This is a genomic window from Aeromonas sp. FDAARGOS 1419, from assembly GCF_019047045.1.
Lineage (GTDB): Bacteria > Pseudomonadota > Gammaproteobacteria > Enterobacterales > Aeromonadaceae > Aeromonas > Aeromonas veronii.
In genome coordinates this window covers 938,330-965,117 of the sequence record NZ_CP077209.1, presented here as the reverse complement: position 1 = coordinate 965,117, position 26,788 = coordinate 938,330, and the positions used below count along the sequence as shown (strand labels likewise).

Genomic DNA, 26,788 nt, shown 5'->3' with positions numbered 1-26,788 from the left:
GCCCATCGGGCGGCACTTTTATTAGAGATAACGGGCTAACAGGAATTACCAGCCGGTCACTTCGCGCAGGGCCTTGCCGATATCGGCCAGGGAGCGGACGGTTTTCACGCCAGCATCTTCCAGCGCGGCAAACTTCTCGGCGGCAGTACCCTTGCCACCGGAAATGATGGCGCCAGCGTGGCCCATCCGCTTGCCGGGAGGGGCAGTAACACCCGCGATATAGGAGACCACCGGCTTGGTGACGTGGGCCTTGATATAGGCGGCAGCATCTTCCTCGGCGTTGCCGCCGATCTCGCCGATCATCACGATCGCTTCGGTCTGCGGATCGTTCTGGAACATCTCCAGAATGTCGATAAAGTTGGAGCCCGGGATGGGGTCGCCACCGATACCAACGCAGGTGGACTGGCCAAAGCCCTCGTCAGTGGTCTGCTTGACCGCTTCGTAGGTCAGGGTGCCGGAGCGGGAGACGATACCCACCTTGCCCGGCTTGTGGATGTGGCCCGGCATGATGCCGATCTTGCACTCACCCGGGGTGATCACGCCCGGGCAGTTGGGGCCGATCATCCGCACGCCGGTCTCTTGCAGCTTCACTTTGACATCCAGCATATCCAGCGTCGGGATGCCTTCGGTGATGGTGACAATCAGCTTGATGCCCGCGTCAATCGCTTCCAGGATGGCATCCTTGCAAAACGGCGCCGGAACATAGATGACGGAGGCAGTAGCGCCGGTCGCTTCGACCGCGTCACGTACGGTGTTGAACACCGGCAGGCCCAGATGGGTGGTGCCGCCCTTACCGGGGGAGACGCCGCCCACCAGCTGGGTGCCGTAGGAGAGCGCCTGCTCGGAGTGGAAAGTACCCTGACCGCCGGTAAAGCCCTGGCAGATGACTCGGGTGTCCTTGTTGATCAGTACGCTCATCAGTTGGCCTCCGCTGCTTTGACGACTTGCTGCGCGGCATCGGTCAGACTCTTGGCCGCAATGATGTTGAGGCCGCTCTCGGCCAGCTTGATACCACCCAGCTCGGCGTTGTTGCCTTCCAGACGGACCACGACGGGCACCTTGACCCCCACTTCCTTGACCGCACCGATAATGCCTTCCGCGATCATGTCGCAGCGCACGATGCCGCCAAAGATGTTGACCAGCACCGCTTTGACGTTGCTGTCGGAGAGGATGATCTTGAACGCCTCGGTTACGCGCTCCTTGGTGGCGCCGCCGCCGACGTCAAGGAAGTTGGCCGGCTTGCCGCCGTGCAGGTTGACGATGTCCATGGTGCCCATGGCCAGACCCGCGCCGTTGACCATGCAGCCGATGTTGCCATCGAGGGCCACATAGTTCAGCTCCCACTGGGCGGCGTGCGCTTCGCGGGGGTCATCTTGTGACGGGTCGTGCATCTCGCGCAGCTTGGGCTGACGATACAGTGCGTTGGCGTCGATGTTGATCTTGCCATCCAGGCAGTGCAGGTTGCCCTGCGCGGTGATCACCAGCGGGTTGATCTCCAGCAGCGCGAAATCGCAATCCAGGAACATTTGGCCCAGACCCATGAAGATCTTGGTGAACTGTTTGATCTGATCGCCGACCAGACCCAGTTTGAAGGCCAGTTCGCGGGCCTGATAAGCCTGCGGACCCACCAGCGGATCGATAGCCGCCTTGTGGATCAGATGGGGGGTTTCGTGGGCAATCTTCTCGATATCCACGCCACCTTCGGTCGAGGCCATGAAGACCACGCGGCGCGAACCACGGTCAACTACGGCGCCCAGGTAGAGCTCTTTGGCGATGTCGGTGCAAGATTCCACCAGGATCTTGGTGACCGGCTGGCCGTTGGCGTCGGTCTGGTAGGTCACCAGATTTTTGCCAAGCCAGTTTTGGGCAAAAGCACGGATCTCGTCCTTGCTCTTGGCCACTTTCACGCCGCCCGCTTTACCGCGGCCACCGGCGTGTACCTGGCATTTGACGACCCAGGTATTGCCGCCAATCTTGTCGGCCGCTTCGGCCGCTTCTTGTGGGGTAGCACAGGCATAACCTTCGGAGACCGGCAGGCCATACTCGGCAAACAGCTGTTTTGCCTGATATTCATGCAGATTCATAGATGCTCTATCCGTGTTGTAGGTATTTCCGTCCGGGGCTGGTGTTTCTCAATCCCCTGTGAATGGGGGCCTGGGCGGCCCCTCGTTATCTTTCAATCGCTCGGGTATTACTCAAACGTCCAGCAGCACATCCGGCTCGGGGCGCAAACCCCTTGCCCGGGTGCCACAGGCTTAGACGTCCAGCAACAGACGGGTCGGGTCTTCCAGCAGCTCCTTGACGGAGACCAGGAAGCCTACCGATTCGCGTCCGTCGATGAGACGGTGATCGTAGGAGAGCGCCAGATACATCATCGGCAGGATCTCGACCTTGCCGTCAACGGCCATCGGGCGATCCTGGATCTTGTGCATCCCCAGAATGGCGCTCTGGGGCGGGTTGATGATCGGGGTGGACATCAGGGAGCCGAACACGCCACCGTTGGTGATGGTGAAGTTGCCGCCAGTCAGTTCATCCACGGTCAGCTTGCCATCACGGCCCTTGCCCGCCAGATCCTTGATGGCCTTCTCGATGTCCGCCAGGCTCATGTTGTCGCAGTCGCGCAGCACCGGCGTCACCAGACCTCGGGGGGTAGAGACGGCGATGCTGACGTCAAAGTAGTTGTGATAAACCACGTCATCACCATCGAGCGCCGCGTTCACTTCCGGATAGCGCTTGAGGGACTCCACTACCGCCTTCACGTAGAAGGACATAAAGCCGAGCTTGATGCCGTGCTTCTTCTCGAAGATCTCGCCGTACTGCTTGCGCAGATCCATGATGGGCTTCATGTTGACCTCGTTGAAGGTGGTCAGCATGGCGGTGGTGTTTTTCGCTTCCAGCAGACGCTCGGCAATGCGCTTGCGCAGACGGGTCATCGGTACCCGCTTGTCGGTACGACCACCCAGCGGGGCAACCTTGGCTGCCGGGGCTGCAGTTGCGACCGGTGCGGCTGCCGCAGGCTGGCTCTTGGCCTTGATGAAGGCTTCCACATCATCCTTGGTGATGCGACCACCCTTGCCGGTACCGGTCAGCTTGGTCACGTCGATATCGTGCTCACCAATCAGGCGGCGCACCGAGGGGCTCAAGCCATCGGCACCATCATCGGCCACCGCTTCAGCGGGTTTCTCTTTGGTCTCTTCACCGGCCACCGGGGCGGCGGTGAGGATGGCAATCAGTTGACGGGACAACACGGTCGCCCCTTCCCCTTGCAGAATATCCCCCAGCACACCGGCTTGCGGTGCCGGCACTTCCAGCACCACCTTGTCGGTCTCGATGTCGACCAGCACTTCGTCACGGGCGACCAGATCGCCAGGTTTTTTGTGCCAGGTGGCGATAGTGGCATCGGCCACTGATTCCGGCAGATCCGGTACCTTGATTTCGATAGTCATCCAATCAGTTCCTTTTTACTTCTATGCCAGAGGCTTTACAGGGTAAGGGCATCTTCCACCAAGGCTTTTTGCTGCTTGGCGTGGACAGACATGTAACCGACGGCCGGTGAGGCTGACGCGGGGCGACCGGCATAACGCAGGGTAGCTCCGGCTGGCAGCACGCCATCGTAGTGGTGACGGGTGCAGTACCAGGCGCCCTGGTTCTGCGGCTCTTCCTGACACCAGACAAAGTCGGTGACGTGGCTGTAATCGGCCAGAATGGCGCGCACTTCCTCTTCCGGGAAGGGGTAGAGCTGCTCAATTCGCACCAGTGCCACATCTTGCTGCTCGGCCTTGCGACGGGCTTCGAGCAGGTCGTAATAGACTTTGCCGGAGCAGAAGACCACGCGCTTGACCGCTTTCGGATCCAGCGCATCGATCTCGCCGATGGCGTTCTGGAAGGTACCTTCCGCCAGCTCTTCGAGCTTGCTCACCGCCAGCGGATGGCGCAGCAGGGATTTGGGGGTCATCACGATGAGCGGACGGCGCATCGGGCGCACAACCTGACGACGCAGCATATGGAACACCTGCGCCGGGGTAGAGGGCACGCACACCTGCATGTTGTGCTGGGCGCACATCTGCAGATAACGCTCCAGACGGGCGGAGGAGTGCTCCGGCCCCTGCCCCTCGTAACCGTGCGGCAGCAACATGGTCAGGCCGCACATCCGCCCCCACTTCTGCTCACCGGAGGAGAGGAACTGATCCACCACTACCTGGGCACAGTTGGCGAAATCGCCGAACTGGGCTTCCCAGATGGTGAGGCCAGCCGGCTCGGCGCTGGCGTAACCATATTCAAAGGCCAGTACCGCGTTCTCGGTCAGCACAGAGTCATACACCTCGAACGGGCCCTGCTCGTCGTGCAGGTTGCACAGCGGGGTGTAGGTGCTGGCATCGGTCTGGCTGTGCAGCACGGCGTGGCGGTGGAAGAAGGTGCCACGGCCGGAATCTTCACCGGTAAAGCGGATGCGGGACCCCTTGTCCACCAGAGTGGCGTAGGCCAGGGTCTCGGCAAAGCCCCAATCCACCAGCTTCTCGCCAGCGGCCATCAGACGGCGGTCTTCGTAAATCTTCTCGACCTGACGCTGCAGCACGTGGGTGGCCGGATACTGGCTCACCCGCTCGCCGAGGCTCTTGAGGTGATCCATTGGCACGGCACTCTCATAGGCCATGTTCCAGTCGTGGCCCAGATACGGCGTCCAGTCGACGGAGTGCAGCTCCATCGGCCGCCACTCTTTGCTTACGCGCTCGCCGCGATCCAGCGCTTCGCGATACTCGTTGACCAGTTCGGTCGCCCGCTCCTGAGCGAGGCTCCCCTCGGCCACCAGCTGATCGGCGTAGATCTTGCGCGGGGTCGGGTGCTGCTTGATCTTCTGGTACATCAGCGGCTGGGTTGCACTCGGCTCATCCGCTTCGTTGTGACCGTGACGACGGTAGCAGACCAGCTCGATCACCACGTCGCGTTTGAAGGTATTGCGGTAATCCAGTGCAATCTGGGTCACCAGCACCACGGCTTCCGGATCATCCCCGTTGACGTGCAGCACCGGCGCCTGCACCGCCTTGGCGATGTCGGTGCAATATTCGGTGGAGCGCAGGTCACGGATATAGGAGGTGGTGAAACCCACCTGGTTGTTGATGACGATGCGCACCGTCCCGCCGACACCATAGGCGCGGGTCTGGGACATGTTGAAGGTCTCGGCCACCACGCCCTGACCGGCCATGGCCGAGTCACCGTGAATGGTGATGGGCAACACGCTGGAGCCATCCTTGTCACCGCGACGATCCATACGGGCACGGACCGAGCCGATGACCACAGGGTTGACGATCTCGAGGTGAGAGGGGTTGAACGCCAGCGCAAGGTGGACGTTGCCACCCGGGGTGGCGAAGTCGGAGGAGAAGCCCATATGGTACTTCACATCACCGGTGCCCCAGGATTCGCCATGCTTGCCGGCAAACTCGTCGAACAGGTCCTGCGCACGTTTACCGAGCACGTTGATCAGCACGTTGAGGCGACCGCGGTGGGCCATACCGATAACGGCCTCTTTGCAGCCCTGCTCACCGGCGCGACGGATCAGCTCCTTGAGCATGGGGATCATGGCGTCGCCACCTTCCAGCGAGAAGCGCTTGGCTCCCGGGAACTTGGCGCCCAGATATTTCTCCAGCCCTTCGGCGGCGGTCAGGCTCTCGAGGAAACGGGTCTTCTCTTCGAGGGTGTAGCTCCCCTTCCCTTCTATGGATTCGAGACGCTGTTGCAGCCAGCGCTTCTCTTCCGTGGAGGTGAGGTGCATGTAGTCGGCGCCGATGGAGCCGCAATAGGTCTTCTTCAGCGAGGCGTAGAGGTCGGAGAGCACCATGGTCTCGCGACCGATGGCGTAGGAGCCCACATTGAAGGTGGCCTCCATATCTGCGCCCTGCAGGTTGTGGAACGCGGGATCCAGTTCGGCAACGGTTTCACGCTGCCACAGGCCCAGCGGGTCCAGATTGGCATTCTGGTGACCACGGAAACGGAAGGCGTTGATCAGCTGCAATACCCGCACCTGCTTGGCATCCACTTGCGGATCGGAGACGGGGGCACTGTAGCGAGAGGGATCCTTGGCCAGACGACGGAAATAATCGCGGACCTGGGAGTGGGGTTGTTCAACCGCATGGCCATTGACCTGGGGCAGCTCGCTAAACAGGCTGCGCCACTCGTCGGACACGGAGTCAGGATTTTCCAGGAAGGATTCGTACAAATCCTCGATATAGCTTGCATTCGCACCAGCCAGGTGAGATGACTCCAACCAGGCCTTCATCACGCCGTTATGCATTTCTATCCCTTGTACTTCTTGTTACTGCTGCGCAGCTTGTAGGGGTCAAATAGCCATCCTGCCACGGGTGGGATGGCTATCCAGAGGTCGGGCCAGCACCTGGCCGGCCCTGATACTAAACAGCCCGATTGAGCAACATCGACTTGATCTGGCCAATCGCCTTGGTCGGGTTCAAGCCTTTCGGACAGACGTTCACGCAGTTCATGATGCCATGGCAGCGGAACACGCTGAATGCGTCGTCCAGATTCCCCAGTCGTTCGGTGGTCGCGGTGTCGCGGCTGTCAGCCAGCCAGCGGTAGGCGGCGAGCAGCCCGGCCGGACCGATGAACTTGTCGGGATTCCACCAGAAGGAGGGGCACGAAGTGGAGCAGCAGGCACAGAGAATGCACTCGTACAGGCCGTCAAGCTTGGCGCGCTCTTCGGGGGATTGCAGGTGCTCACGCACCGGCGGCAACTTGTCATCATTGATGAGGAAGGGTTTGACCTTCTCCCACTGGGTGTAGAACTGGGTCATGTCGATCACCAGATCACGGATCACCGGCAGGCCGGGCAAGGGGCGGATAACGACGTTATTGCCCTTCTTCAGCAGGTCGGAGAGCGGGGTGATACAGGCAAGACCGTTCTTGCCATTCATGTTGAGACCATCTGATCCACAGACCCCTTCGCGGCAAGAGCGGCGGAAGGCGAGCGTGGGATCCAGCTCTTTCAACTGGATCAGTGCATCGAGCACCATCATGTCGGAACCTTCAGGAATATCAAGACGATATTCCTTCATATGGGGGACGTTATCAACATCCGGATTGTATCTGTAGACAGAGAATGTGACGTTCATAGGGCTGGCTCCGCAATCAGTAAGTCCGGACCTTGGGCGGGAACGCCTCACGGGTCTTGGGTGACATGTTGACAGCGCGACGGGTCATGGACTCGGTGTCCGGATGATAGAGGCTGTGGCACAGCCAGTTCTCATCGTCGCGATCCGGGAAGTCGAAGCGGCAGTGAGCACCGCGACTCTCGGTACGGAAGTTGGCGGCAACCGCCGTGGCAAACGCCGTCTCCATCAGGTTGTCCAGCTCCAGGCACTCGATGCGCTGGGTGTTGAACTCTTTGGAGGTGTCATCCAGACGGGCTGACTTGAGGCGCTCGCGGATAACCTTGAGCTCGGCCAACCCTTCTGCCATCGCCGCACCTTCGCGGAATACGGAGAAGTTGTTCTGCATGCAGCGCTGCAGGTCTTTGCGGATCTGCACCGGGTCTTCCCCGTCACGGCAATTTTCCCAGCGGTTGAAGCGGGCCAGTGCGGCATCCAGATCCGACTCGGAAGCATCGCGGCCGTGATCCATCTCGCCCAGGGTGTTGACCAGATGCATGCCGGCAGCGCGGCCGAACACCACCAGATCCAGCAGGGAGTTGCCACCCAGACGGTTGGCGCCGTGTACGGAGACGCAGGCAATCTCGCCCACCGCAAACAGACCGACCACCGGTACATCGTTGCCGTTCTTGTCCTGGGTCAGGCACTGGCCATTCACGTTGGTCGGCACGCCGCCCATCATGTAGTGGCAGGTCGGGATGATCGGGATCGGCTCTTTGACCGGATCCACGTGGGCGAAGGTGCGAGAGAGCTCGCAGATCCCCGGCAGACGGGATTCCAGCACCTCTTTGCCGAGGTGATCCAGCTTGAGCTTGATGTGCGGGCCCCAGGGACCGTCGCAACCACGGCCTTCGCGGATCTCGATCATGATGGAGCGGGCCACCACGTCGCGACCGGCCAAGTCCTTGGCGTTCGGGGCGTAACGCTCCATGAAGCGCTCGCCATCTTTATTGAGCAGATAGCCGCCTTCACCACGGCAGCCTTCAGTTACCAGCACCCCTGCCCCGGCGATGCCGGTCGGGTGGAACTGCCACATCTCCATGTCCTGCACGCCGACGCCGGCACGCAGCGCCATACCGACACCGTCACCTGTATTGATGTGGGCATTGGTGGTGGACTGGTAGATACGACCGGCACCGCCAGTCGCCAGCACAGTGGCCTTGGCCTTGAAGTAGACCACTTCACCGCTCTCCATATCGATGGCGGTACAACCCACCACGTGGCCATCCTGGTTTTTCACCAGATCCAGCGCATACCACTCGGAGAAGACGGTGGTCTTGTTCTTGACGTTTTGTTGGTAAAGGGTGTGCAGCAGGGCGTGACCGGTACGGTCGGCCGCAGCGGCAGTACGGGCAGCCTGCTCGCCACCGAAATTCTTGGACTGACCACCAAACGGACGCTGGTAGACAGACCCGTTGTCGAAACGGGAGAAGGGCAGCCCCATGTTCTCCAGCTCATAGATAGCCTCGGGGCCGGTTTTGCACATGTACTCGATGGCTTCCTGATCACCGATGTAATCGGAACCTTTTACCGTGTCATACATATGCCACTGCCAGTTGTCATCGTGGGCATTGCCCAGCGCAACCGTGATCCCGCCCTGGGCGGAGACAGTGTGAGAACGGGTTGGAAAAACCTTGGACAACAGAGCGCAGCTCTTGCCGGACTGGGCAATCTGCAGCGCGGCGCGCATACCGGCACCACCGGCACCAATCACCACCGCATCAAATTCACGAGTTGGAATAGTCACCTTACACACCCCACAGCACGACGAAACCCGTCATCAGATAGACAAACAGCACCACGACCAGGGCAAATTGCAGCGCCCCGCGCAGCCCTACCGGCTTGATATAGTCAGTCAGCACCTGCCACAGACCAATCCAGGCGTGGATCAGTACGCAGAGCAGGGTCAACAGGGTGAATACTTTGGTGAATGTTTTGGCGAAGAAGCCTGCCCACACCTCGTAGGTGATGTCGTTGAACGCGACAAAGCCCACCAGATAGAGGACATAACAGGTCATGATGAGGGCGGTGGCGCGGATCAGGATGTAATCGTGAACGCCGCTGCGCCCGAAGGTTGCAGAATTGGTTACCATACAAGCACTCCCGCCAATACAGCCAGGATCGCGGTGATCACGAAGGCCACGCGGGCGCTCTGATTGCCGGATTCCAGCTCTTCCCAATAGCCCATATCCATGACCAGATGACGCAAGCCGCCCACAATGTGGTATGCCAGCGCAGTCAGGATCCCCCACAGCACGAGTTTGACCAGGAAGTTGTCCATGATGGCAACCACGGTTGCAAACCCTTCGGGAGAGGCGAGTGAAGTACCAAGCATCCACAGCAAGATGCCCAGTGCAACAAAGGTAATGACCCCTGAAACACGGTGCAGGATGGATGCAATGGCAGTGACAGGAAAGCTGATCGTCTGTAGGTCGAGGTTGACCGGTCTCTGTTTGTTTTTCACGCTTGCCCACTCAGCTCCATTGAGCACGTTAGTTATTGTTTTAACTCACACTTGAGGGCACGGAATGGTGATTGTTGGTTTTTTGTTACCAAAACACTCTGAAAAAGCCAAAACGCGAGTTTTCGGTTTCACATCAGGCTTTGCCAAAGCGTTTCAAACACCCGCAGCCATGACCCACGTGGCGCAGTATATCGGCGGCCTTAACCGAAGACAATCAATTAGCTACAAAGAAAACACAAAACCGCAAACTCGATCGCATATTTAATTTAACATTTCATTAATGCCATTAATGGGGTTCCAGCAAAATTGACATTGATAAGGAACTCTGTTTCAAATAAGGCGCTCCAGCCACTTCGGTATGGGTAACAACCTTTGCCAGCGTCATAAAAGTCGTAATAGAGTAGGACTGGAACCAAATTATAAAGAGCAAAGGAGACGTGCTATGGCTGATAAGATAGCCACCCTACACCTGCCCGGAAAAGATCCGGTCGAACTGCCGATCCTCTCCGGCACCATCGGCCCGGATGTCATCGATGTCAGAAAATTGGGATCACAGGGGTATTTCACCTTTGACCCCGGTTTTATGGCGACCGGTTCTTGCAAATCTGCCATTACCTACATTGACGGGGATCAGGGTGTCTTGCTGCACCGTGGTTACCCCATCGCCCAGTTGGCCACCCAGGCCACCTATCTGGAAGTCTGCTATATCCTGTTGTACGGCGAAGCGCCGACCAAGGCCCAATATGCCGAATTCGAACGCCTGGTCACTCGCCACACCATGGTGCACGAGCAGATAGCCTTCTTCTTCCGCGGCTTCCGTCGTGACTCCCACCCCATGGCCATCATGTGCGGTGTGGTCAGCGCCCTCTCCGCCTTCTATCACGATGCCCTCGACATCAACAACGAGCAGCATCGCGAGATCTGTGCCTTCCGTCTGCTCTCCAAGATGCCGACTCTGGCAGCCATGTGTTACAAGTACTCCATCGGCCAGCCGTTCATGCAGCCGCGTAACGCCCTCTCCTATGCCGGTAACTTCCTGCACATGATGTTTGGCGTGCCGACCGAAGAGTACAAGGTCAACCCCATCGTTGAACGTGCCATGGATCGTATCTTTACCCTCCATGCGGATCACGAGCAGAACGCCTCCACCTCCACCGTTCGTCTGGCTGGATCCTCCGGTGCCAACCCGTTCGCCTGTATCGCCGCGGGGATCGCCTCCCTGTGGGGACCGGCCCACGGTGGTGCCAACGAAGCCTGCCTGCGCATGCTGGAAGAGATCGGCTCGGTGGATCGCATCCCCGAGTACATCGCCAAGGCCAAGGACAAGAATGATCCGTTCCGCCTGATGGGCTTCGGTCACCGCGTCTACAAGAACCACGACCCTCGTGCCACTGTGATGCGCGAAACCTGCCACGAAGTACTGACCGAGCTGCAAATCAAGGATCCGCTGCTGGACGTAGCCATGGAGCTGGAGCGTATTGCGCTCTCCGACCCCTACTTCGTCGAGAAGAAACTCTACCCGAACGTGGACTTCTACTCCGGCATCATCATGAAGGCGATCGGCATCCCGATGAGCATGTTCACCGTGATCTTCGCCATCTCCCGCACTATCGGCTGGATTGCGCACTGGAACGAGTTCCACTCAGACCCGGACAGCAAGATTGGTCGCCCACGCCAGCTCTACGTGGGCCACCCGCTGCGCGAGTTCACTCCACTCGAGCAGCGCTAACCACTGCGCTGATATGGTTTGTTACAAAGGCGGTCATTGACCGCCTTTTTGTTTGCCGCTCTAATGCCCCCTTTCGCGTTAAGGAGTCCATTATGAAACCACTGTTTATCAGCGCAGCCTTGCTGCTGACCGCCTGCCAGAGCGCCCCCGCATCGTCACAGGGGGAGACCCTCTATATCAACAGCCAGTTGGTCGATTGCGTCGGAGTTGGCCCAATGCAGTGCATGCAGGTTCGCAGTGATGAGCAGCAGCCCTGGACGCTGTTCTACCAGAATATTGAAGGTTTCCAGTTCGAGCCGGGTTACCGCTACCAGCTCACTGTCAGCAAGGAGCAGCTCACCGATGTGCCGGCCGATGCCCCCTCCGTGCGCTATCAGCTGATCAAGGTAGTGAACAAGGTCGCCAGCAAGTAACAAACACGATCAAAAAAACGGGGGATGGCTGATGCCATCCCCCGTTGGTTTATGGGTACTACGCCTCATCAGGCCCGATCAGGTCGGCGCCAGCGCCATATGCAGCAGCGGATAGGGCTTGCCCTGACCATCCAGCGGCGAACGACCCGTCACTGTGAACCCCATCTTCAGATAGAAGCCCACTGCCTGTTCGTTCTGCTCGTTGACGTCAACCTGCGTCGCGCCACCCTGTTCGATGGCATGCGCCACCAGCAAACGCCCCACGCCACTACCGCGCGCCTCGGGAGCCACAAACAGCATCTCCAGCTTGCCATCGCATAGCCCGCAAAAACCGGCAATGCGCCCCTCCTCCGTCCGGGCACAGTGCAGTGTCACCGCATCGAAGTAGTGCTCCAGAATAAGCGGTTTGAGTGCGAGGATCTCGGCCTCGGGCAGGAAGTGGTGGGTCGCCCGAACAGAGGCCTCCCACAGATCGATCAGGGCCGGATAATCGGCCCGCGTTGCAGTATCAATCTTCATCAATGACTCTTTGTTGCAGCCCGCAGGATGGCTGTGGCCTCCCCGCGAGCCAACCTGATTAGCGCGCCTGCACCGCCTGCAGCAGCACCGACATATCAGCACCAAAGTGGCGGCTGCGGATCGCCTCGCGGATCTCCGCTTCGCTATAACGGCTGCCCGGGTAGACCACTACGCAGGAGGTGTCGCCCGGTTTAAGGAAGTGGGTCTCGCCAAACGGGGTATAGCGGGTGGCACCGATACTGATGAGCGCATGGGGAGGATGTCCCGCCTGCGCCAGCAGTCCCTGAATGTGCTCCGCCGGCCCTTCATCCTGCTGATGATTGAACTTGTCGATGGCCCAGTCGAGCAGCTTGCCGTGGAAGTAGCTGTAGTCGATGGCGGCGCTGTCTACCCCGTAGGCGTGCAGCTCACCGTCCCGCTCCAGATAGCAGGCGATACGATAGTCATCGAGCTCGCAACCGGCGGCAAAACCGGAAAGCGGCAGCAGGTTGGCCGCCAACCCCTTGCTCTCTTCGCCCCAGTTCTTCTTCTCGCTGATCTTCTTGGCGTTGGGACGACGGATGGAGCAGTCGTTATAGGCGCCAAAGGCACGGGGATGGATCGCCACCACCTGCTTGTCGGCATACTCAAGCTCGCACCAGAGGGCCACTTCCGGCTCGATCTGCACCTTCTCGTCACCGCTGACCGCCGCTTCCGGCAGGAAGATCACCTTGTCGCTCAACGGGAATACCCCGAGCTGATCCGGATGGCCCGGCACGAAAAAGGGAAACAGCGCCTTGGGCGCCGTGGTATCGCGCACCACGACAGCCACGAAATCCGACGCTTCACCCGCCTGCTCCAGATGACCGGCGAAATTGCCCGCGACTCCGAGTCCGATAAATTTGCTCTCTGCTGCTATCTGCATCTTGCTCACCTGCATCTTGCCCACGCAAGGTAGCAGGCTCGTCGCCCACTACCGCTAAAGTGGCAAGATTAAACCACAAGGATCCCGCCTTCGCCCAGTCCGGCCCTGTCGTGATGTGCGCCAGTCCGCTTTTTTAGGGTCGAAAAGTCTGTGGCGAACCAGCCATTGCGCACTCATTCAGCTACGCGGTCACCGCGCTGGAAACAGTGCGTTTCCGGCATCTCCCCTCTTTCTCCTTGGGACTCAACTTCATCTTTGTTAGGCTGCCTGCCACACAGGCTCACAGAGGGATCTTCTTGATGTCACAGGCGCACTTTCAGGGCCGCTTCGAAGTCGAGTTCAAATATCAGCTGACGGATCGCCCCGCCTTCCTCAAGGCACTGCTCGCCCTCAATCCGGAGATCATGCTGGAGGATAATCTGGAGCAGGATCGCTACTTCGACACCCCGGATGATGCCCTTGCCCAGGCTGGCAAAAGTCTGGCTATCCGCACCATGCAGCCCTCCGGCATCCAGCTCTGGATCGTCAAGGGGCCCGAGAAGGATCGCTGCGAGGCGGTCAATATCAGCGATGCCGACAAGGCTGCCAACATGCTCCTCACCATGAACTACCGGCAGATACTCGTGATCACCAAAAGGCGCAGCATCTACTTCATTGGCCCGTTTCACGTCACCCTGGATCATCTGGCCGAGATCGGGGATTTTGCCGAGCTCGCCATCATGACCGATGACGAGGAACGCCTCCCGGCTTTTCGCCAGCAACTGCTCGCGCTGGCAGATCAATTGGGACTTTCTCCCGATGCGCAGGAGCCTCGCTCCTACCGCACCCTGTACACCCGGTACATGCAGGCAATACACACAACACAAACAGAGGATGCAACTCAATGATCGACAAACTCGCCTGGCTCACCTTTAAAGATCAGCAGCTGCTCTGCGCCCGCTCCCACGGCAAGGACATCTATTACATCCCGGGCGGCAAGCGGGAACCGGGCGAGAGCGACGAGGCGGCGCTGATCCGCGAGATTGAGGAGGAGCTGGCTGTCACCCTGCAGCCCGATACCCTGCGCTTTGTCTGCGAGTTCAGCGCTCAGGCCGATGGCAAACCGGCAGGAGTCGAGGTGCGACTGCGCTGTTACACCGGCGAAACAAGCGGCACCCCAATCGCCTCGGCAGAAATTGCCGAGCTGCGCTGGCTCGACAGCTCTCACCTCGATGAGCTCTCCCCCGTCTCCCGCTTGCTGTTTACCTGGCTGGTTGAGCAGGAGCTGATCCGCTGACAAGCCGTACTTGCGCCGAGCATAAGTACCTACCTCATATGAACCAACAGTGGCAATCAGCCACATAACAGAGCAACGACAAGGATGTCAGATGAACATTGTGGAAGTTAAGAGCGCAGCGACCTACCAAAGCGCGCTCATCGCCATGCTGCAAGATTGTGTCGATAGCGGCGCCTCGGTCGGTTTTTTACCGCCGCTGACCACGGAGGAATCTACCTGCTACTGGCAAGGAGTTGAAGCGGATCTAGCGGCAGGTCACCAAAAGCTGTGGCTGGCCCTTGAGCAGCAACAGATAGTAGGAGCGATTCAGCTCGCGCTCTGTGGCAAGGCCAACGGTCGCCACCGGGCCGAAGTGGAAAAATTGATGGTACTGCAAACGGCGAGAGGTAAAGGTGTCGGTCGTGCGCTGATGCAGGCAATGGAACAAGGCGCCCATGCCGCGGGCCGTTCGCTGCTGGTGCTGGATACTCGCGCCGGTGATGTGGCCTCCCACCTTTATCGTCAACTCGGCTATCTGGAGGCGGGCCAGATCCCGAGCTTTGCACGCAACGCCGATGGCACCCTTGCAGCAACCGCAATCTTCTACAAACTGCTCTGACTATCTCCTATCCCTTATCCAAATACAGCAGGGCCGCACCAAGCGGTCCTGCTTGTTGCTGCGTGACTGTTTGTTGCAGCAATATGGCTTGCAACAAATTGCCACGATAGAGCAATTGCTCCTGTATGCCTCAACACCGCCAATCGCCGCCCCAAAATACAGCCAAATAAATAGAAAGATTAATTAATGATTAAAACACCTCCCTTTTCTTCTTCATCTATTGCCTCATCAGGCGTATCGTGAGAGACCCATTTGATAATCTATTTTATGTTATTCACTGCCTTGAGGAATAATGGATGCCCACTTTGCCCCGTACAGTTACCTCCCCCAAAAAGTTCATCATCGGTCAACACCTTCTCCCGCAACTCCATGAGCACGTTAAAGATTTTGGTGACTATGCGTTGCTCATCAGCGATGAGTTCATTCTGGAGCGGGTACGGGAAGAAGCTTTGGCGGGGCTCCTGCAGGCAGGCCTCAGGGGAGTGGTCGACAAGTTTCGCTACGAATGCACCGAACAGGAGATCCACCGCCTGACCCACCTTGCAGAGCAATATGGTGCGAACGTGATTGTCGGGATCGGCGGCGGCAAGACGCTGGATGTCGCCAAGGCCGTGGCCTTCTATCTGCGCCGTCCGGTTGTGCTGTTCCCGACGATTGCCTCCACGGACGCCCCCTGCACGGCACTGGCGGTGATCTACAACCAGGCGGGGGAATTTGAGCGCTATCTCTTCCTGCCGCAAAATCCGGACGTGGTGCTGGCTGACACGGCCATCATTGCCGCCGCCCCTCCCCGCTTCTTTTCCGCAGGCGTTGGTGATGCCCTGGCCACCTATTTCGAGGCGCGCGCCTGCTATCGGGCGGACGGGCTCAATCTGGTCGGCAAGCGCCCTTCACGCACTGGCCTTGGTCTGGCAAAGCTCTGTTACGAGCTGCTTGGTGAGAACATCGAGCTGGCCATGGATGCGATACGCCACCATGTCTCGACCCCGGCGCTGGAGCAGGTTATCGAGGCCACCATCTACCTCAGCGGGGTCGGCGCCGAAGCCGGTGGACTGGCCGCCGCTCATGCAGTCAACAACGGCATGTCACTGATCCCGGAGCTCCATCGCGCCCAGCATGGCGAGAAGGTAGTCTTCGGCCTGCTGACCCAACTCGTGCTTGAGCGCGCCCCGCAACATGAACTTGATGAAGTGTTTCGCATCATCGACTGTGCAGGTCTGCCCATGACGCTACCAGAGCTAGGGCTCACCCACTTTGATGAAAGCGAGTGGCGCAAGGTGGCGCAGCTGGCCTGCGATCCCCTCGATACCATGGGCAACATGCCGATGACAGTGAGTGAACAGGATGTCTACGCCGCCATGGTAGCGGCCAATGCCATGGCTGAGCGTTATCGCCTCCGCCATCCCCGCATCTGATTGCTTGCCGCACTAAATAGGCAAACAGTAAAAAGGCTTGCCCATTGGCAAGCCTTTTTCATCTGCATCCCCTTGTCGGGATAGACGAAAGTCCGCGTTGACTCAGGGGAGTTTCACCGCTCGCACTTCAACCTCTGGCAGGGCGAAGGCATCTTGCGCGGTGATGAGTTGCAGCTCGTAAGCCTGCTGGCGCCAGGTCTCCTGCAGCACCGCATCCACCGAGGCGTTGGTGCGCTCGAACGCGCTAACCGCATCGTGACCGGCCAGCAAATTGGCCAGCATCAGGGCGCTGATAAGATCGCCAACCCCCACCGGCTGGCGGGCAAAGTCATAGAGCGGACGGGCAATCAGGTAATCCCCTTGCGGGGTCGCCAGCAGCATCTCGAAGCGGCTGGAGTCCTGCGCCGCACGACCGAGATGCTTGACCAGCACCAGCTTGACGCCGCGGGCCAGCAGCTGATGGGCAGCCGCGCGGGTCTGATCCAGATCAGCCAGATGGGTATCGCAGAGGGTCTCCAGCTCCAGCAGGTTGGGGGCCATCATGTCGGCCACCGGCAGCGCCTGCTCGGTCAGGAAACGGGTGACGCCGGGAGCGACGATACACCCCTTCTCCGGGTGCCCCATCACAGGGTCGCAGAAGTAGATGGCATCGGGGTTGGCCGCCTTGACGGCGTTGACCACGGTCAGGATCTCGTCTCCCTGTTCGGCGGAGCCAAGATAACCGCTCAGCACGGCGTCACACTGGCTCAACACCTCGATATTGCCCAATCCTTTCACCAGCGCACTGATATGACCCGCCGGCATCGCCATTCCCTGCCACCCCTGGGCATATTGGGTGTGGTTGGAAAACTGCACCGTGTTGATGGGCCATACATCCATACCAAGGCGACGCATGGGGAAGACGGCCGCGCTGTTGCCGGCACAACCAAAGACCACGTGGGACTGAATAGAGAGAACGGATTTCATCGGGAATACCACAGCAAAGGATCAGCAAGGTGGGCAATATATCGGATGAAGATAACGATGCGCCACCTTGGCGCGGGATGAACAGGCAATTTCCTGACTAAAGACAGGTTTTTTGCGCCATTTGGCCCGCATCGACAGGATGAGCGGCGCCATGATGCGCCGCGTCACCGTCCATCACATGCCGTTGTGCTCAACGCCATGACGGGCAAAGTGATAGACCCAGCCCTCATCACACGGCATGTCACTGGGTGGCGAAATCAGCTCAGGCAATACCGTCACCTTGCCACCAGCGGCATATTGCAGCGCCATCAGGGCGCAGAGCGCCGCATCATAGCGATCGGTGCCGACCTGCGCATCCGCAGGCAGCTGCGCCGCCAGCTCGGGCCGTGCCGGGGAGGCCTTGCCGCCCACTTTGGCCAATGCCGGATAGACCTCCAGCACGGCGCGACTGGCCTTCGGGGCAACGGTCGGCACCAGTTGCAGATCCGAGAGTCGCGGCAGCATGGAGAGCGCTAGAGTGGCGTTGTTGCCGAGCCGGTCGAAGGTGGCCGACAGCGGCTTCTTGCCATACTGCTGATACAACCAGCGCTCGCAGTCACGATAGGCGTAGGGGTTGTCTATCTCCCGTTCGGGCACGGCGCAGCTGTGTGGCTGGCCGTTGAGCAGATCCCGCAAGGCACGGGGAAAGGCGAGCGGCGCATCGATACCGAGCGCCAGTTGCGGGCAGGCTTCTATCTGCATCAGGGTCAGCTCGTTTTGCAGGGCCGGACGCAACAGGGCGGCCAGATCCGGCGCCACCCGCGAGCTCAAGCGAAACAGCGGCGACACCCCGAGCCAGTGCAGGCTGTTGGAGTCGGCCTGCCAGCCCACCACGGCCACCGCCTGGGCACTGCCCTGCCAGCCACGCACATCCCAGCCGATCCCGATTGCACTCATCTGCCCTGCCGTCATCAATCACCTCTGTTCGCCTGTCACAAGTTACAAGAGGCACAGGGTAATCAGCAGAGGCCCTTAACGCAAAGCGAACTGCCTTGTCAGAACGATTTCTGGAAGTTCACCAGTGGCAAAATGGGAAACACGCCGTTGGTGGCGTAGTTGGCCAGCCCGATCTGCAAGCCATCGAGGTGCTTGGTCGCATTGATAAAGCCAATCTGGAAGGTGGTACGCTCGGCATAGTTGACGAAGCCAACGTTGGCCAGCGCATTGCCCTTGGCGATATTGACCGCCCCCCAGTTAAGCCCCTGCACATTGTTGGTCAGGTTGACCAGCCCCAGATTGACGCCGGTATCCTGCCCTTCGTGCCAGTTGATGGCGTTGATGGCGACCCCGCCAAACTGGTGGCGCACCCGACCAGCACCCAAGAATACCCCGAGCTGCAGGCCGCTGAACTGATCCACATCTGAGAGGGCGAAGATCGGCAGATCAATGCCCTTCACCTGACCGGTCCGGCCATAGAGCAGCGAGGCGCGCGCCCCTTCCACCTGATGGGACGCGGGCAAATTGACCCCGGGCAGCGAGACCTGCACCGGAGTACTGGCCTGCGCGACACCGCACAGAGTCAGGGCGCTGCATGCCAGCAGCAGGCGGGAGAGTGTCATGGAAAGTTCCTTGGGCCATTGAGAGTGGCCCGATCCTAACAGTCAGGGGCGAGTGTGGGCACACCAGCAGGGACGAGGTGCGTCACGATACGTCACGGGTGGCCCTCTCTCCTCTCCATCAGGTCTTGCGAAAGCGCCACCTTAAGGACAATCGGCCACTTTTTCGCAGCGAGTGGCCCCTCTTCCTTTCTTTGCCTGAGCGAACTGCCTAAAATAGTCGCCCTGCTGTATCCGGCATTCATCCATCTAGAGGATTTCCCATGGAGACGTTTCTGCTCGAAGGTCACCCCTTCGTTGCCTTGTGTGACCTTATCAAACATCAGGGGTGGGCCGATTGTGGCGGCGCCGCCAAAGCCCTCGTTGCCGAAGGGCTGGTCGAGGTGGACGGTCAGGTGGAGACCCGCAAGCGCTGCAAGATCGTGGCCGAACAGGTGGTCAACTTCAACGGCATGAAGGTCGTGGTGAAAGAGGGCGTCAGCCCGGAGATTGGCTAAACCCGTTTCGGGGAGCCACTCTCCGGCAACCCGCTAGCTGACCTTGATCGACAGGGTCAGCACAAAACGCGCCATCGCCTCATCCCCGTTCAATGACGGACAGGTTGCCACCACCCGGATGGGGCGATTGATGCGCTGACCGCTTGCCAGCGATTCGTCGATCATGGCGTCAATCTCCTCCCCCGCTGCGCAGTCGAACTGCACATCCCCCTCCGGTCGTTTCAAAAACTCTCCCTGCACATCCTTGAAGGCAAAGTGCACCTTCTTGCGCCGCTGCCGCCCCTTCTCCATCACCAGCAGACCACCTACCAGATCGGCGCCGGTCGCCAGCGCACCAAAATACATGCTGCCCAGGTGGTTACGGGTACGCCAGCCAAGGGGAATGCGAATGCGCAGCGCCTTGGCGTTCATCTCTTCGATGATCGGGGCACAAAACCCGATGACGGGAATATAGCGCCAGGCAAACAGCCGGAGCGCCAGATTGGCTTTGAAGCGTTGCAAATCCATATGCGAACTGATCCGATGAGTTAATGTAAACAACATGTTGCCTGCATCCGCGTCATTCGACAAGCACAGGGATCACCGTTGCGACCATTTGACTGGCGCAAAAAAAGAGGGAACCGCACCGGTTCCCTCTTTTCGTTCATGTCGCTGTTACAGCAAATGTGCCGATCAGGCGCGCTTCTCTTCCAGCCAAGCACCCTGACTCTGCATCTCGAACAACTGGGCATAATGGCCGCCGAGGACCATCAGCTCGCTGTGGCTGCCCCGCTCGCTCACCTGACCGCGGGAGAGCAGCAGGATCTCGTCCGCATCGACGATGGTCGAGAGGCGGTGGGCGATGGCGATGGTAGTGCGACCACGACGGGCGACAGAGATCGCCTGCGACAGCGCCAACTCGGTCTGGGAGTCCACGCTGGCCGTCGCTTCATCCAGAATGAGGATACGCGGATCCCCCACCAGCGCCCGGGCAAAGGAGAGCAGTTGCCGCTGGCCGGCGGAGAGGTTCTTGCCCCCCTCCTCCATCAGGGTATTGATCCCCTGTGGCAGGCTGCGCACAAACTCGGCCAGCTGCACCTCGCTCAACGCCTGCCAGAGCCGCACTTCGTCTATTCCGGCGCGGCCGAGACGCAGGTTCTCCGCCAGGGTGCCGACGAAGATAAAGGGATCTTGCTGCACCAGCCCGATGCTGCGGCGCACAGCCGCCAGCGACAGAGAATCCAGTGCGTGATCATCGAAGCGGATCTGCCCCTGATCCAGCGGATAGAAGCCCATCAGCAAGCTGATGATGGTGGACTTGCCGCTGCCGGTATGACCCACCAGCGCCAGCATCTGGCCCGGTTTTGCGGAAAAACTGACCTCCCGCAGCACCTGTTGCTCACCATCGTAGGAAAAGCTCACCCGCTCGAAACTGACCCGCCCTTCCAGCGGGCGCAGCTCGCCCTCGGTGCTCTCGCGGGTTTCATCGAGCAGGGCAAAGACCCGCTCCCCCGCCACCATCGCCTGCTGCAACTGGTTAAGCTGGTTGGTCATCTCGATGAGCGGCTCGATCATCCGGCCCAGATAGCTGATAAAGGCATAGAGCACCCCCACCTGAATGGCACCCGCGTGGCTCCCCCCCTCATGGGCAAACAGCGCCAACAGGCCGATCAGCACCATCATGTAGAAGAGATCGATGAGCGGACGCAGCAAAATGCCGTTGATCTTGAGGCTCTTGATCCGTGCCGACCAGTGTTGCTGGTTCACCTCGGCAAAGGCGTTGGCAAAGTGGCGCTCCTGCACCATCGCCTGAATAACCGGCATCCCCTGCAGCGACTCGTTGAGGCGGCTGTTGATGTCGGAGAGCAGACTGCGGGTCGCTCGCACCACTGGCACGCTCAGTTTCTGGTAGAGCCACATCACCCCGCCCACGGCGGGCAGCAGCAGGGAGCAGACCAGCATCAGCCGCAGATCCAGTAGCGCCATGGAGATGAGGATGCCGCACAACAGCACCACCTTTTGCACCAGCAAGCCGATCACCTGCACATAGAGGTTCATGATCGCTTCGGTGTCGTTGGTGATGCGGGAAATCAGCGAGCCGGATCGATGCTTGTCAAAGTAGCGGGCCGGCAAGCGGATGGCGGTGGCAAACACCTGCTCGCGCAAGGTTTGCACCACCGCCTGGGCGATACGGTTAAAGCGCAGGGATTGCAAATAGAAGCCCGCCGCCGAGAGTACCTGCAAGCCCAGATAGCCCGCTGCAATCAGGGCTATGGTGGGCAGCACGATATTGCGAGGCGCCAGATAGTCATCGATAAAGAGCTTGATCAGCAGCGGCCCGGCAACTTCGGCGCCGGTGGCGAGCAGCAAACAGATCCCCGCCTGGATCAGCCAGCGAGGATACTGGGCGCAGTAAGCGAGCAGTCGTTTAATGGTCGGATTCACAGGCTCTCCTCCACCGCGTCTTCGAGACGCTGATAACGCACCATATCTGCATACCAGCCATTGTGCGCCATCAGGGCACCGTGATGACCCCGTTCGCTAACGGCCCCCTGCTCCAGCACCAGGATCTCGTCGGCCTGCTCCACCGCCGTCATGCGATGGCTGACCAGGATCAGGGTGCGACGATGGGCCTTGAGGGCATGCAGAATTTGCTGCTCGGTGTGGGCATCCACTGCCGAGAGGGCATCATCGAGCACCAGAATGGGCGCATCCAGCAGCAGGGCGCGGGCAATGGCCAGCCGCTGTTTCTGGCCGCCGGAGAGGGTCACCCCTTTCTCCCCCACCTCGGTCTCATAGCCCTTGGGGAAACGCACGATATCATCGTGGACACAGGCAATGCGCGCCACCCGTTCGACCTCCTCGCGGCTCGCATCGGGTTTGCCGAGGGCAATATTGGCTGCGATGGTGGTGGAAAACAGGAATGGCTCCTGCGGCACATAGGCAAACTGGCTGCGCAGTGTGGCGAGCGGCAGCTGGTCAATCGGAACGCCACCCATGACAATCGAACCGTGAGTCGGATTGGCAAGGCGCATCAACAGCTTGAGCAGGGAGCTCTTGCCTGCCCCGGTGCGCCCCACCACCCCGAGCATCCCCCCTTGCTTGAAGGTAAGGTCGATATCCGCAAGCAGGGTGCGCTGCTCAAGTTGATAGCTCACCCCTTTGATCTGCAAAGGAAAGGCAGAGGTAAACGCGGCCGGCTGGGCGGGCTCTTCGATATCGCTGCGCTCCCCCAGCAGGCTTTCGATACGGGAGTAGGCGGCGCTACCCCGCTCGATGATGTTGAACAGCCAGGCGATGGCAAACATCGGCCAGATCAGCTGGCCGAGGTACATGGTGAAGCTGGTGAGCTCACCCAGAGTCAGCTCATCGCGCAGCACCAGCACACTGCCCCCCGCCACCGCGAGGAAGTAGGAGCAACCGATACAGAGATAGATGACCGGATCGAATTTGGCATCGATGCGGGCCACCGCCATATTGCGCTCCCCCGCCTGTTTGGTCAGCTCGGCAAAGCCTTCATCTTCCAGCGATTCAACCGCATAGGATTTCAACACCCGCACGCCGGAAAGGGCCTCCTGGGTCTTGTTGTTGAGCTTGGAGAAGGCCCCTTGCGCAGCCTTGAACTGGGTGTAGATCTGGGTGCCAAAGCGGTTCATGAAATAGGCCATCACCGGTAGCGGCAGCAAGGAGACCAGCGTCAACTGCCAGGAGTACTGGCTGCACATGATGGAGAGCACCAATACCCCGACCATGATGGAGTCCACCAGAGTCAGCACCCCTTCGCCAGCGGTCATCTCCACAGCCTGAATGTCATTGGTGGCATGGGCCATCAAATCGCCAGTACGGTGGCGCTGATAAAAATCGGGGCTCATCCGGGTGAAATGGCTGAAAAGGCGATTGCGCAACACATAGGCCAGACGGTAAGAGGCACCAAACAGCATCACCCGCCAGACGTAGCGCAGCAGATAAATCAGCACACCCAGGCCAAACAGCCCCGCCAGATAGCGCATCAGGGTACCATTGTCGAGACCGCCCCTGGTGATGCCATCCACCACCCAGCCCACCACTTTGGGCGGAATAACGGTCAACAGGGCTACCATCAGTAGCAGGGAGATGGCAGCCAGATAACGGGGCCACTGCTCCTTGAAAAACCAGCTCAATCGTAGAAATACGCTCACACCACCAACCTTTAGCGCTCTCTGCCCGTGACCGCTCCAAGGAGCCGCCATCAGAGAAGCCACGCAGAAATAGAAGAATGAAAACAATCGCCTCCGGCTGGAGGCGATTCGAACGAAAGCTCATCATATCCCGAACCGGGATGGTTGAGAATAATTACTATTTAATTCACTGTGACATGCGATCATCCCCTGATGAATAGGGATTATACGAATTTTCATGCTGCTCACCGGTCAACAGGAAGTGTGACACCTCTTCCCGGGTCTGGCTGAACACCTGTTGCAACTGCTCCAGATCCGTCTCGCTTAGCACCTCGTTTTGCCGCAGGCGCCACTCCAGCTCGCCAGCCACCAATTGCAGACGGGCCGCCGAGATATTGGCAGACACCCCCTTGAGGGTGTGCAGCAGCTTGCTGGCCACCTCGGGCTGCTGACGGCGCAGGGCAGAGCGGATCTCCCACAGATCGTCCTTGTGCTCCGACATGAACAGCTTGAACAGGATCTGCAATGCCTCCTTGTCCTGCTCCAGCCGCTTGAGGGCATCCTGCAGATCGAGGATCCCGATCATATCCGGCGGTTTCACCTCCATGATCCCCGCCTGCTCCACCCCTTGCGGCTTTACCCACTGCAGCAGGTTGTTGTAGAGATCCAGCTTGCTCACCGGCTTGGTAACATAGCCATTCATCCCCACCCCCAGGCAACGCTCCTTGTCACCGGGCATAGCGCTGGCGGTGAGGGCAATGATGGGCACATCGTGTTTGTCGACCATCTTGCGGATCTGGCGGGTGGCATCGAGTCCGTCCAGCACCGGCATCTGCAAATCCATCAGGATCACGTCAAAAGGCTGCTCGGCGACCCGCTCCACCGCCTCCCGACCATTGCTGACCACACACACCACCGCATCGACGCGCCGCAGATACTCGATGATGAGCTGCTGATTGACCCGGTTGTCTTCCGCCAACAGCACTCGGGTACCCTGCAACAGGGATTTGAAGTGTTGCTGATCCCCCTGTGCCTCGGCCTTGCGCAGGTTGAGCTCGTAAGAGCTGCCGTTGAGCAGTTCGTCCACCTTGGCCAGCAGGGCATTTTCGGTCATCGGTTTGGGCAGAAAATGGGTCAGCCCCATGCTGTCCATCCGGGCGTGCAGCCCCTCTCTGGCCCAGGCGCTGATCATCAGGATGGGGATCCGCCGCCACTGGCTGTGCTGATACATCTCCAGCGCCAGATCGAGCCCATCCTCCTGACCCATGCGCCAGTCGAGGATCGCCAACCGCAGATTCGGTCCCTCTTCACGGAGCAGCTGACGGGCGCGGGAAAGGGAGTTAACCGGCAGCACTCGCACTCCCGCCCGAGTCAGAATGTCCCGGGCCAGATCCAGCACCAGTTCGTTGTCATCCATCACCATCACCAGCGGCTGGTTTTCGAAGAAGACTTTCCGTCCAGCCACGCCGTAGACCGCCTGCGCCATCGGAATATCGAACTTGAACAGAGAGCCGACGCCAGGCTTGCTCTCTACGGTGATCCGCCCCCCCATCAGCTCCACCAGCCGCTGGGAGATATTGAGCCCGAGTCCCGAGCCGCCATATTTTCGGGTATTGCCCGCCTCCAGCTGGGTAAACGCCTGAAACAGTTGGGTCTGCTTCTCTTCGGCAATACCGATGCCGGTATCGCGCACACTGAAGCGGATCCGCATTGGGTGAGGATTGGCCAGCTCGATGCAGACTTCGACTTCACCGCGTTCGGTAAACTTGATGGCGTTGTTCACCAGATTGACCAGCACTTGTCCCAATCGCAAGGGATCCCCACGCAAGAAGACCGGCACTTCCGGTGACTTGCGAATAACCACTTCCACGTGTTTGCGCTCCGCCAGATCGGCAAACATGCCCGCCAGCGAATCGAGCTGCTCGCTGAGATCGAAGTCGATCTCCTCCAACGTCAGCTTGCCTGACTCCACCTTGGTCAAATCAAGGATGTCGTTGATCAGCAGCAGCAGGGTATCGGATGAGGATTTGATCTTGCCCAAATAGTCCCGCTGTTGTTGATCCAGTTCAGTCTGCAGTGCCAGCGAGCTAAAACCTATGATGGCATTCATGGGGGTGCGGATCTCATGGCTCATGTTGGCCAGAAAATCGCTTTTGGCCTGAGCCAGCAAGCCGGTCTGGCGCGACAACTCGCTCAGCTTCTGGTTGCGGCGCCACAGGGTGAAGGCCACCAGCGCAAAGCAGATCAAAGCCCCGCACAGCACCATCAGATAGAAGCGGTTCATCAAAGAGGAGGCGTGCTCCAGCTTGTCGAGTTTCCAGCGCACCAGACTCTCGATCACATGCATGTCGATGAGCTGGTAACGCAAGGTGTGATAAGCAATCACCTGCTGGCTCATCTCCTTGCTCAGGCGGATCAGGGTGGCGATCTCCGGCAAGTTGCCATAACGGGATTGCAACTGCTGTTGCAGCTGGTCCAGCGTAGTCTGTTCACGTTTGTCCCAACTGCGCTGCAGATAGTTGCTCAGTTGCGCCAACTCCTCCAGGTCGCGATGGAGAGCACTGTCTGACGGGCTTATCCCCCGCACCTTTTTAATCTGGGCCTGCAGGGGCGCATTGAGGTACTCGATAGCCATCTCAATGGCATGAAGCCTGGCCAGCGCCATCAGATAGTTGTCCATGTCATCAAGCAGAGCCTGGGAAAGGTCGTCTTGCACCAGCTCGGGATCGCTTCTGACTTCCCGTACAAAACCGTCAAGGGTGATGGATAACTGGTTCAGGCGCTGCTGAACATTGCTGTCATTGGCCTGCTCCCGCCCAAGCAGATAGAGGGTATCGGCGTTGATCCTGTTCAGCACCACCTCGGCCGCTTCGTTCAGGTTGTGGGCCTGCTGCTGCTGACTGAGCGACTGCCAGCAGTAGCCCGAAAAGGCAAGCAGCAGGGCAACAATCAGCCCTGGCACAGCACGGTTTTTCCGTGATCCTTTATTCATCCCGTCTCGACTCTCATCTGGTGGTCGCTGAATTATCCGGTCAGGCAATGAACCCAGGGGGAATTATCCACTCCCGCTGGGCACTGTGTTACCGTTATTGCTCTGATATTTCGCTATTGTTTCGCGA

24 protein-coding genes are annotated in these 26,788 nt (G+C 59.4%); 7 read left to right on the top strand and 17 right to left on the bottom strand.

The annotated features are described in order from the left end of the window. Window positions 1-45: 45 nt before the first annotated feature. The 8 genes from sucD to sdhC form a co-directional block, all read right to left on the bottom strand. On the bottom strand, window positions 46-918 hold the full coding sequence (gene sucD, locus I6L49_RS04205) for a succinate--CoA ligase subunit alpha (RefSeq protein ID WP_005333542.1): 873 nt from the start codon (window positions 916-918) through the stop codon (window positions 46-48). Next, window positions 918-2,084 carry an ADP-forming succinate--CoA ligase subunit beta gene (gene sucC / locus I6L49_RS04200; protein ID WP_005361097.1) on the bottom strand — a complete coding sequence of 389 codons (1,167 nt, stop codon included), beginning with the start codon at window positions 2,082-2,084 and terminating at the stop codon, window positions 918-920. The genes sucD and sucC overlap by 1 nt, the downstream gene beginning before the upstream one ends. A 171-nt stretch (window positions 2,085-2,255) precedes the next feature. Further along, complete coding sequence (odhB, locus tag I6L49_RS04195; protein WP_005333546.1) at window positions 2,256-3,446, bottom strand: 2-oxoglutarate dehydrogenase complex dihydrolipoyllysine-residue succinyltransferase; 1,191 nt, start codon at window positions 3,444-3,446, stop codon at window positions 2,256-2,258. 35 nt (window positions 3,447-3,481) lie between these two features. Then, entirely contained in the window at window positions 3,482-6,289 is a 2,808-nt protein-coding gene (gene sucA / locus I6L49_RS04190) for a 2-oxoglutarate dehydrogenase E1 component (RefSeq protein ID WP_216950668.1), read from the bottom strand. A 115-nt stretch (window positions 6,290-6,404) separates the two neighbouring features. Next, window positions 6,405-7,121: a succinate dehydrogenase iron-sulfur subunit gene (locus tag I6L49_RS04185; protein WP_005333549.1), complete on the bottom strand. Its 717-nt coding sequence runs from the start codon at window positions 7,119-7,121 to the stop codon at window positions 6,405-6,407. Window positions 7,122-7,137: 16 nt separating this feature from the next. After that, window positions 7,138-8,904, bottom strand: a complete 1,767-nt coding sequence (gene sdhA / locus I6L49_RS04180) for a succinate dehydrogenase flavoprotein subunit (protein WP_040066317.1) — start codon at window positions 8,902-8,904, stop codon at window positions 7,138-7,140. A gap of 1 nt (window position 8,905) precedes the next feature. Next, window positions 8,906-9,250 carry a succinate dehydrogenase, hydrophobic membrane anchor protein gene (gene sdhD / locus I6L49_RS04175; RefSeq protein ID WP_005333558.1) on the bottom strand — a complete coding sequence of 115 codons (345 nt, stop codon included), beginning with the start codon at window positions 9,248-9,250 and terminating at the stop codon, window positions 8,906-8,908. Beyond that, window positions 9,244-9,621, bottom strand: coding sequence for a succinate dehydrogenase cytochrome b556 subunit (gene sdhC / locus I6L49_RS04170; RefSeq protein WP_021231296.1), 378 nt, complete (start codon window positions 9,619-9,621; stop codon window positions 9,244-9,246). The genes sdhD and sdhC overlap by 7 nt, the downstream gene beginning before the upstream one ends. Before the next feature lie 442 nt (window positions 9,622-10,063). Between sdhC and I6L49_RS04165 the strand changes: the two genes are divergently transcribed. Both I6L49_RS04165 and I6L49_RS04160 read left to right on the top strand, forming a co-directional pair. After that, window positions 10,064-11,350, top strand: coding sequence for a citrate synthase (locus tag I6L49_RS04165; protein ID WP_005333572.1), 1,287 nt, complete (start codon window positions 10,064-10,066; stop codon window positions 11,348-11,350). Window positions 11,351-11,442: 92 nt separating this feature from the next. After that, a complete protein-coding gene (locus tag I6L49_RS04160; protein WP_019446103.1) occupies window positions 11,443-11,763 on the top strand; it encodes a DUF4377 domain-containing protein in 321 nt (106 codons plus the stop codon). Window positions 11,764-11,841: 78 nt separating this feature from the next. Here I6L49_RS04160 and I6L49_RS04155 read toward each other — a convergent pair whose 3' ends face one another. Beyond that, window positions 11,842-12,282 carry an acetyltransferase gene (locus tag I6L49_RS04155; protein WP_216950667.1) on the bottom strand — a complete coding sequence of 147 codons (441 nt, stop codon included), beginning with the start codon at window positions 12,280-12,282 and terminating at the stop codon, window positions 11,842-11,844. Between the two features lie 58 nt (window positions 12,283-12,340). Further along, a complete protein-coding gene (locus tag I6L49_RS04150; RefSeq protein ID WP_216950666.1) occupies window positions 12,341-13,186 on the bottom strand; it encodes a DUF5718 family protein in 846 nt (281 codons plus the stop codon). 299 nt (window positions 13,187-13,485) lie between these two features. On the opposite strand from I6L49_RS04150, the gene I6L49_RS04145 reads away from it, so the two are divergent. The 4 genes from I6L49_RS04145 (at window position 13,486) to I6L49_RS04130 (ending at window position 16,475) form a co-directional block, all read left to right on the top strand. Then, complete coding sequence (locus I6L49_RS04145) at window positions 13,486-14,073, top strand: class IV adenylate cyclase (protein ID WP_216950665.1); 588 nt, start codon at window positions 13,486-13,488, stop codon at window positions 14,071-14,073. Beyond that, a complete protein-coding gene (locus I6L49_RS04140; protein WP_216950664.1) occupies window positions 14,070-14,462 on the top strand; it encodes an NUDIX domain-containing protein in 393 nt (130 codons plus the stop codon). The genes I6L49_RS04145 and I6L49_RS04140 overlap by 4 nt, the downstream gene beginning before the upstream one ends. A gap of 91 nt (window positions 14,463-14,553) precedes the next feature. Further along, window positions 14,554-15,060 (top strand): GNAT family N-acetyltransferase, encoded by a 507-nt coding sequence (locus tag I6L49_RS04135; RefSeq protein ID WP_201953273.1) that lies wholly within the window; start codon window positions 14,554-14,556, stop codon window positions 15,058-15,060. A gap of 296 nt (window positions 15,061-15,356) precedes the next feature. Further along, window positions 15,357-16,475 (top strand): glycerol dehydrogenase, encoded by a 1,119-nt coding sequence (locus I6L49_RS04130; RefSeq protein ID WP_216950663.1) that lies wholly within the window; start codon window positions 15,357-15,359, stop codon window positions 16,473-16,475. Window positions 16,476-16,577: 102 nt separating this feature from the next. Here the strand turns inward: I6L49_RS04130 and pdxY are convergent, their stop codons facing one another. From pdxY to I6L49_RS04115, 3 genes are all read right to left on the bottom strand, one after another. Next, window positions 16,578-17,441 carry a pyridoxal kinase PdxY gene (gene pdxY, locus I6L49_RS04125; RefSeq protein ID WP_043824274.1) on the bottom strand — a complete coding sequence of 288 codons (864 nt, stop codon included), beginning with the start codon at window positions 17,439-17,441 and terminating at the stop codon, window positions 16,578-16,580. Window positions 17,442-17,615: 174 nt separating this feature from the next. After that, complete coding sequence (locus tag I6L49_RS04120; protein ID WP_216950662.1) at window positions 17,616-18,392, bottom strand: DUF429 domain-containing protein; 777 nt, start codon at window positions 18,390-18,392, stop codon at window positions 17,616-17,618. An 83-nt stretch (window positions 18,393-18,475) separates the two neighbouring features. After that, on the bottom strand, window positions 18,476-19,039 hold the full coding sequence (locus I6L49_RS04115; protein WP_201953264.1) for a phaC PHA synthase: 564 nt from the start codon (window positions 19,037-19,039) through the stop codon (window positions 18,476-18,478). Window positions 19,040-19,299: 260 nt separating this feature from the next. Here I6L49_RS04115 and ybcJ point away from each other — a divergent pair, with 260 nt between their 5' ends. Next, window positions 19,300-19,533, top strand: a complete 234-nt coding sequence (gene ybcJ / locus I6L49_RS04110) for a ribosome-associated protein YbcJ (protein ID WP_005361116.1) — start codon at window positions 19,300-19,302, stop codon at window positions 19,531-19,533. Window positions 19,534-19,566: 33 nt separating this feature from the next. On the opposite strand, the gene I6L49_RS04105 is transcribed toward ybcJ, so the two are convergent. The 4 genes from I6L49_RS04105 to I6L49_RS04090 form a co-directional block, all read right to left on the bottom strand. Continuing rightward, window positions 19,567-20,040 (bottom strand): DUF4442 domain-containing protein, encoded by a 474-nt coding sequence (locus tag I6L49_RS04105; protein WP_005333599.1) that lies wholly within the window; start codon window positions 20,038-20,040, stop codon window positions 19,567-19,569. A gap of 165 nt (window positions 20,041-20,205) precedes the next feature. Next, a complete protein-coding gene (locus I6L49_RS04100) occupies window positions 20,206-21,957 on the bottom strand; it encodes an ABC transporter transmembrane domain-containing protein (RefSeq protein WP_216950661.1) in 1,752 nt (583 codons plus the stop codon). Next, window positions 21,954-23,690 (bottom strand): ABC transporter transmembrane domain-containing protein, encoded by a 1,737-nt coding sequence (locus I6L49_RS04095; RefSeq protein WP_216950660.1) that lies wholly within the window; start codon window positions 23,688-23,690, stop codon window positions 21,954-21,956. The genes I6L49_RS04100 and I6L49_RS04095 overlap by 4 nt, the downstream gene beginning before the upstream one ends. 166 nt (window positions 23,691-23,856) lie before the next feature. Further along, window positions 23,857-26,661 carry a response regulator gene (locus tag I6L49_RS04090; protein WP_216950659.1) on the bottom strand — a complete coding sequence of 935 codons (2,805 nt, stop codon included), beginning with the start codon at window positions 26,659-26,661 and terminating at the stop codon, window positions 23,857-23,859. Window positions 26,662-26,788: the final 127 nt, after the last annotated feature.

Coding starts and splice junctions, on each gene's coding strand:
- I6L49_RS04185 (WP_005333549.1), bottom strand. CDS start 7,121: ATGAACGTCACATTCTCTGTCTACAGATACAATCCGGATGTTGATAAC.
- I6L49_RS04120 (WP_216950662.1), bottom strand. CDS start 18,392: ATGACGGCAGGGCAGATGAGTGCAATCGGGATCGGCTGGGATGTGCGT.
- I6L49_RS04105 (WP_005333599.1), bottom strand. CDS start 20,040: ATGGATTTGCAACGCTTCAAAGCCAATCTGGCGCTCCGGCTGTTTGCC.
- I6L49_RS04090 (WP_216950659.1), bottom strand. CDS start 26,661: ATGAATAAAGGATCACGGAAAAACCGTGCTGTGCCAGGGCTGATTGTT.
- I6L49_RS04160 (WP_019446103.1), top strand. CDS start 11,443: ATGAAACCACTGTTTATCAGCGCAGCCTTGCTGCTGACCGCCTGCCAG.
- sucD (WP_005333542.1), bottom strand. CDS start 918: ATGAGCGTACTGATCAACAAGGACACCCGAGTCATCTGCCAGGGCTTT.
- I6L49_RS04115 (WP_201953264.1), bottom strand. CDS start 19,039: ATGACACTCTCCCGCCTGCTGCTGGCATGCAGCGCCCTGACTCTGTGC.
- I6L49_RS04140 (WP_216950664.1), top strand. CDS start 14,070: ATGATCGACAAACTCGCCTGGCTCACCTTTAAAGATCAGCAGCTGCTC.
- pdxY (WP_043824274.1), bottom strand. CDS start 17,441: ATGAAATCCGTTCTCTCTATTCAGTCCCACGTGGTCTTTGGTTGTGCC.
- I6L49_RS04135 (WP_201953273.1), top strand. CDS start 14,554: ATGAACATTGTGGAAGTTAAGAGCGCAGCGACCTACCAAAGCGCGCTC.
- I6L49_RS04145 (WP_216950665.1), top strand. CDS start 13,486: ATGTCACAGGCGCACTTTCAGGGCCGCTTCGAAGTCGAGTTCAAATAT.
- ybcJ (WP_005361116.1), top strand. CDS start 19,300: ATGGAGACGTTTCTGCTCGAAGGTCACCCCTTCGTTGCCTTGTGTGAC.
- sucC (WP_005361097.1), bottom strand. CDS start 2,084: ATGAATCTGCATGAATATCAGGCAAAACAGCTGTTTGCCGAGTATGGC.
- odhB (WP_005333546.1), bottom strand. CDS start 3,446: ATGACTATCGAAATCAAGGTACCGGATCTGCCGGAATCAGTGGCCGAT.
- sucA (WP_216950668.1), bottom strand. CDS start 6,289: ATGCATAACGGCGTGATGAAGGCCTGGTTGGAGTCATCTCACCTGGCT.
- I6L49_RS04130 (WP_216950663.1), top strand. CDS start 15,357: ATGCCCACTTTGCCCCGTACAGTTACCTCCCCCAAAAAGTTCATCATC.
- I6L49_RS04150 (WP_216950666.1), bottom strand. CDS start 13,186: ATGCAGATAGCAGCAGAGAGCAAATTTATCGGACTCGGAGTCGCGGGC.
- I6L49_RS04155 (WP_216950667.1), bottom strand. CDS start 12,282: ATGAAGATTGATACTGCAACGCGGGCCGATTATCCGGCCCTGATCGAT.
- sdhD (WP_005333558.1), bottom strand. CDS start 9,250: ATGGTAACCAATTCTGCAACCTTCGGGCGCAGCGGCGTTCACGATTAC.
- I6L49_RS04165 (WP_005333572.1), top strand. CDS start 10,064: ATGGCTGATAAGATAGCCACCCTACACCTGCCCGGAAAAGATCCGGTC.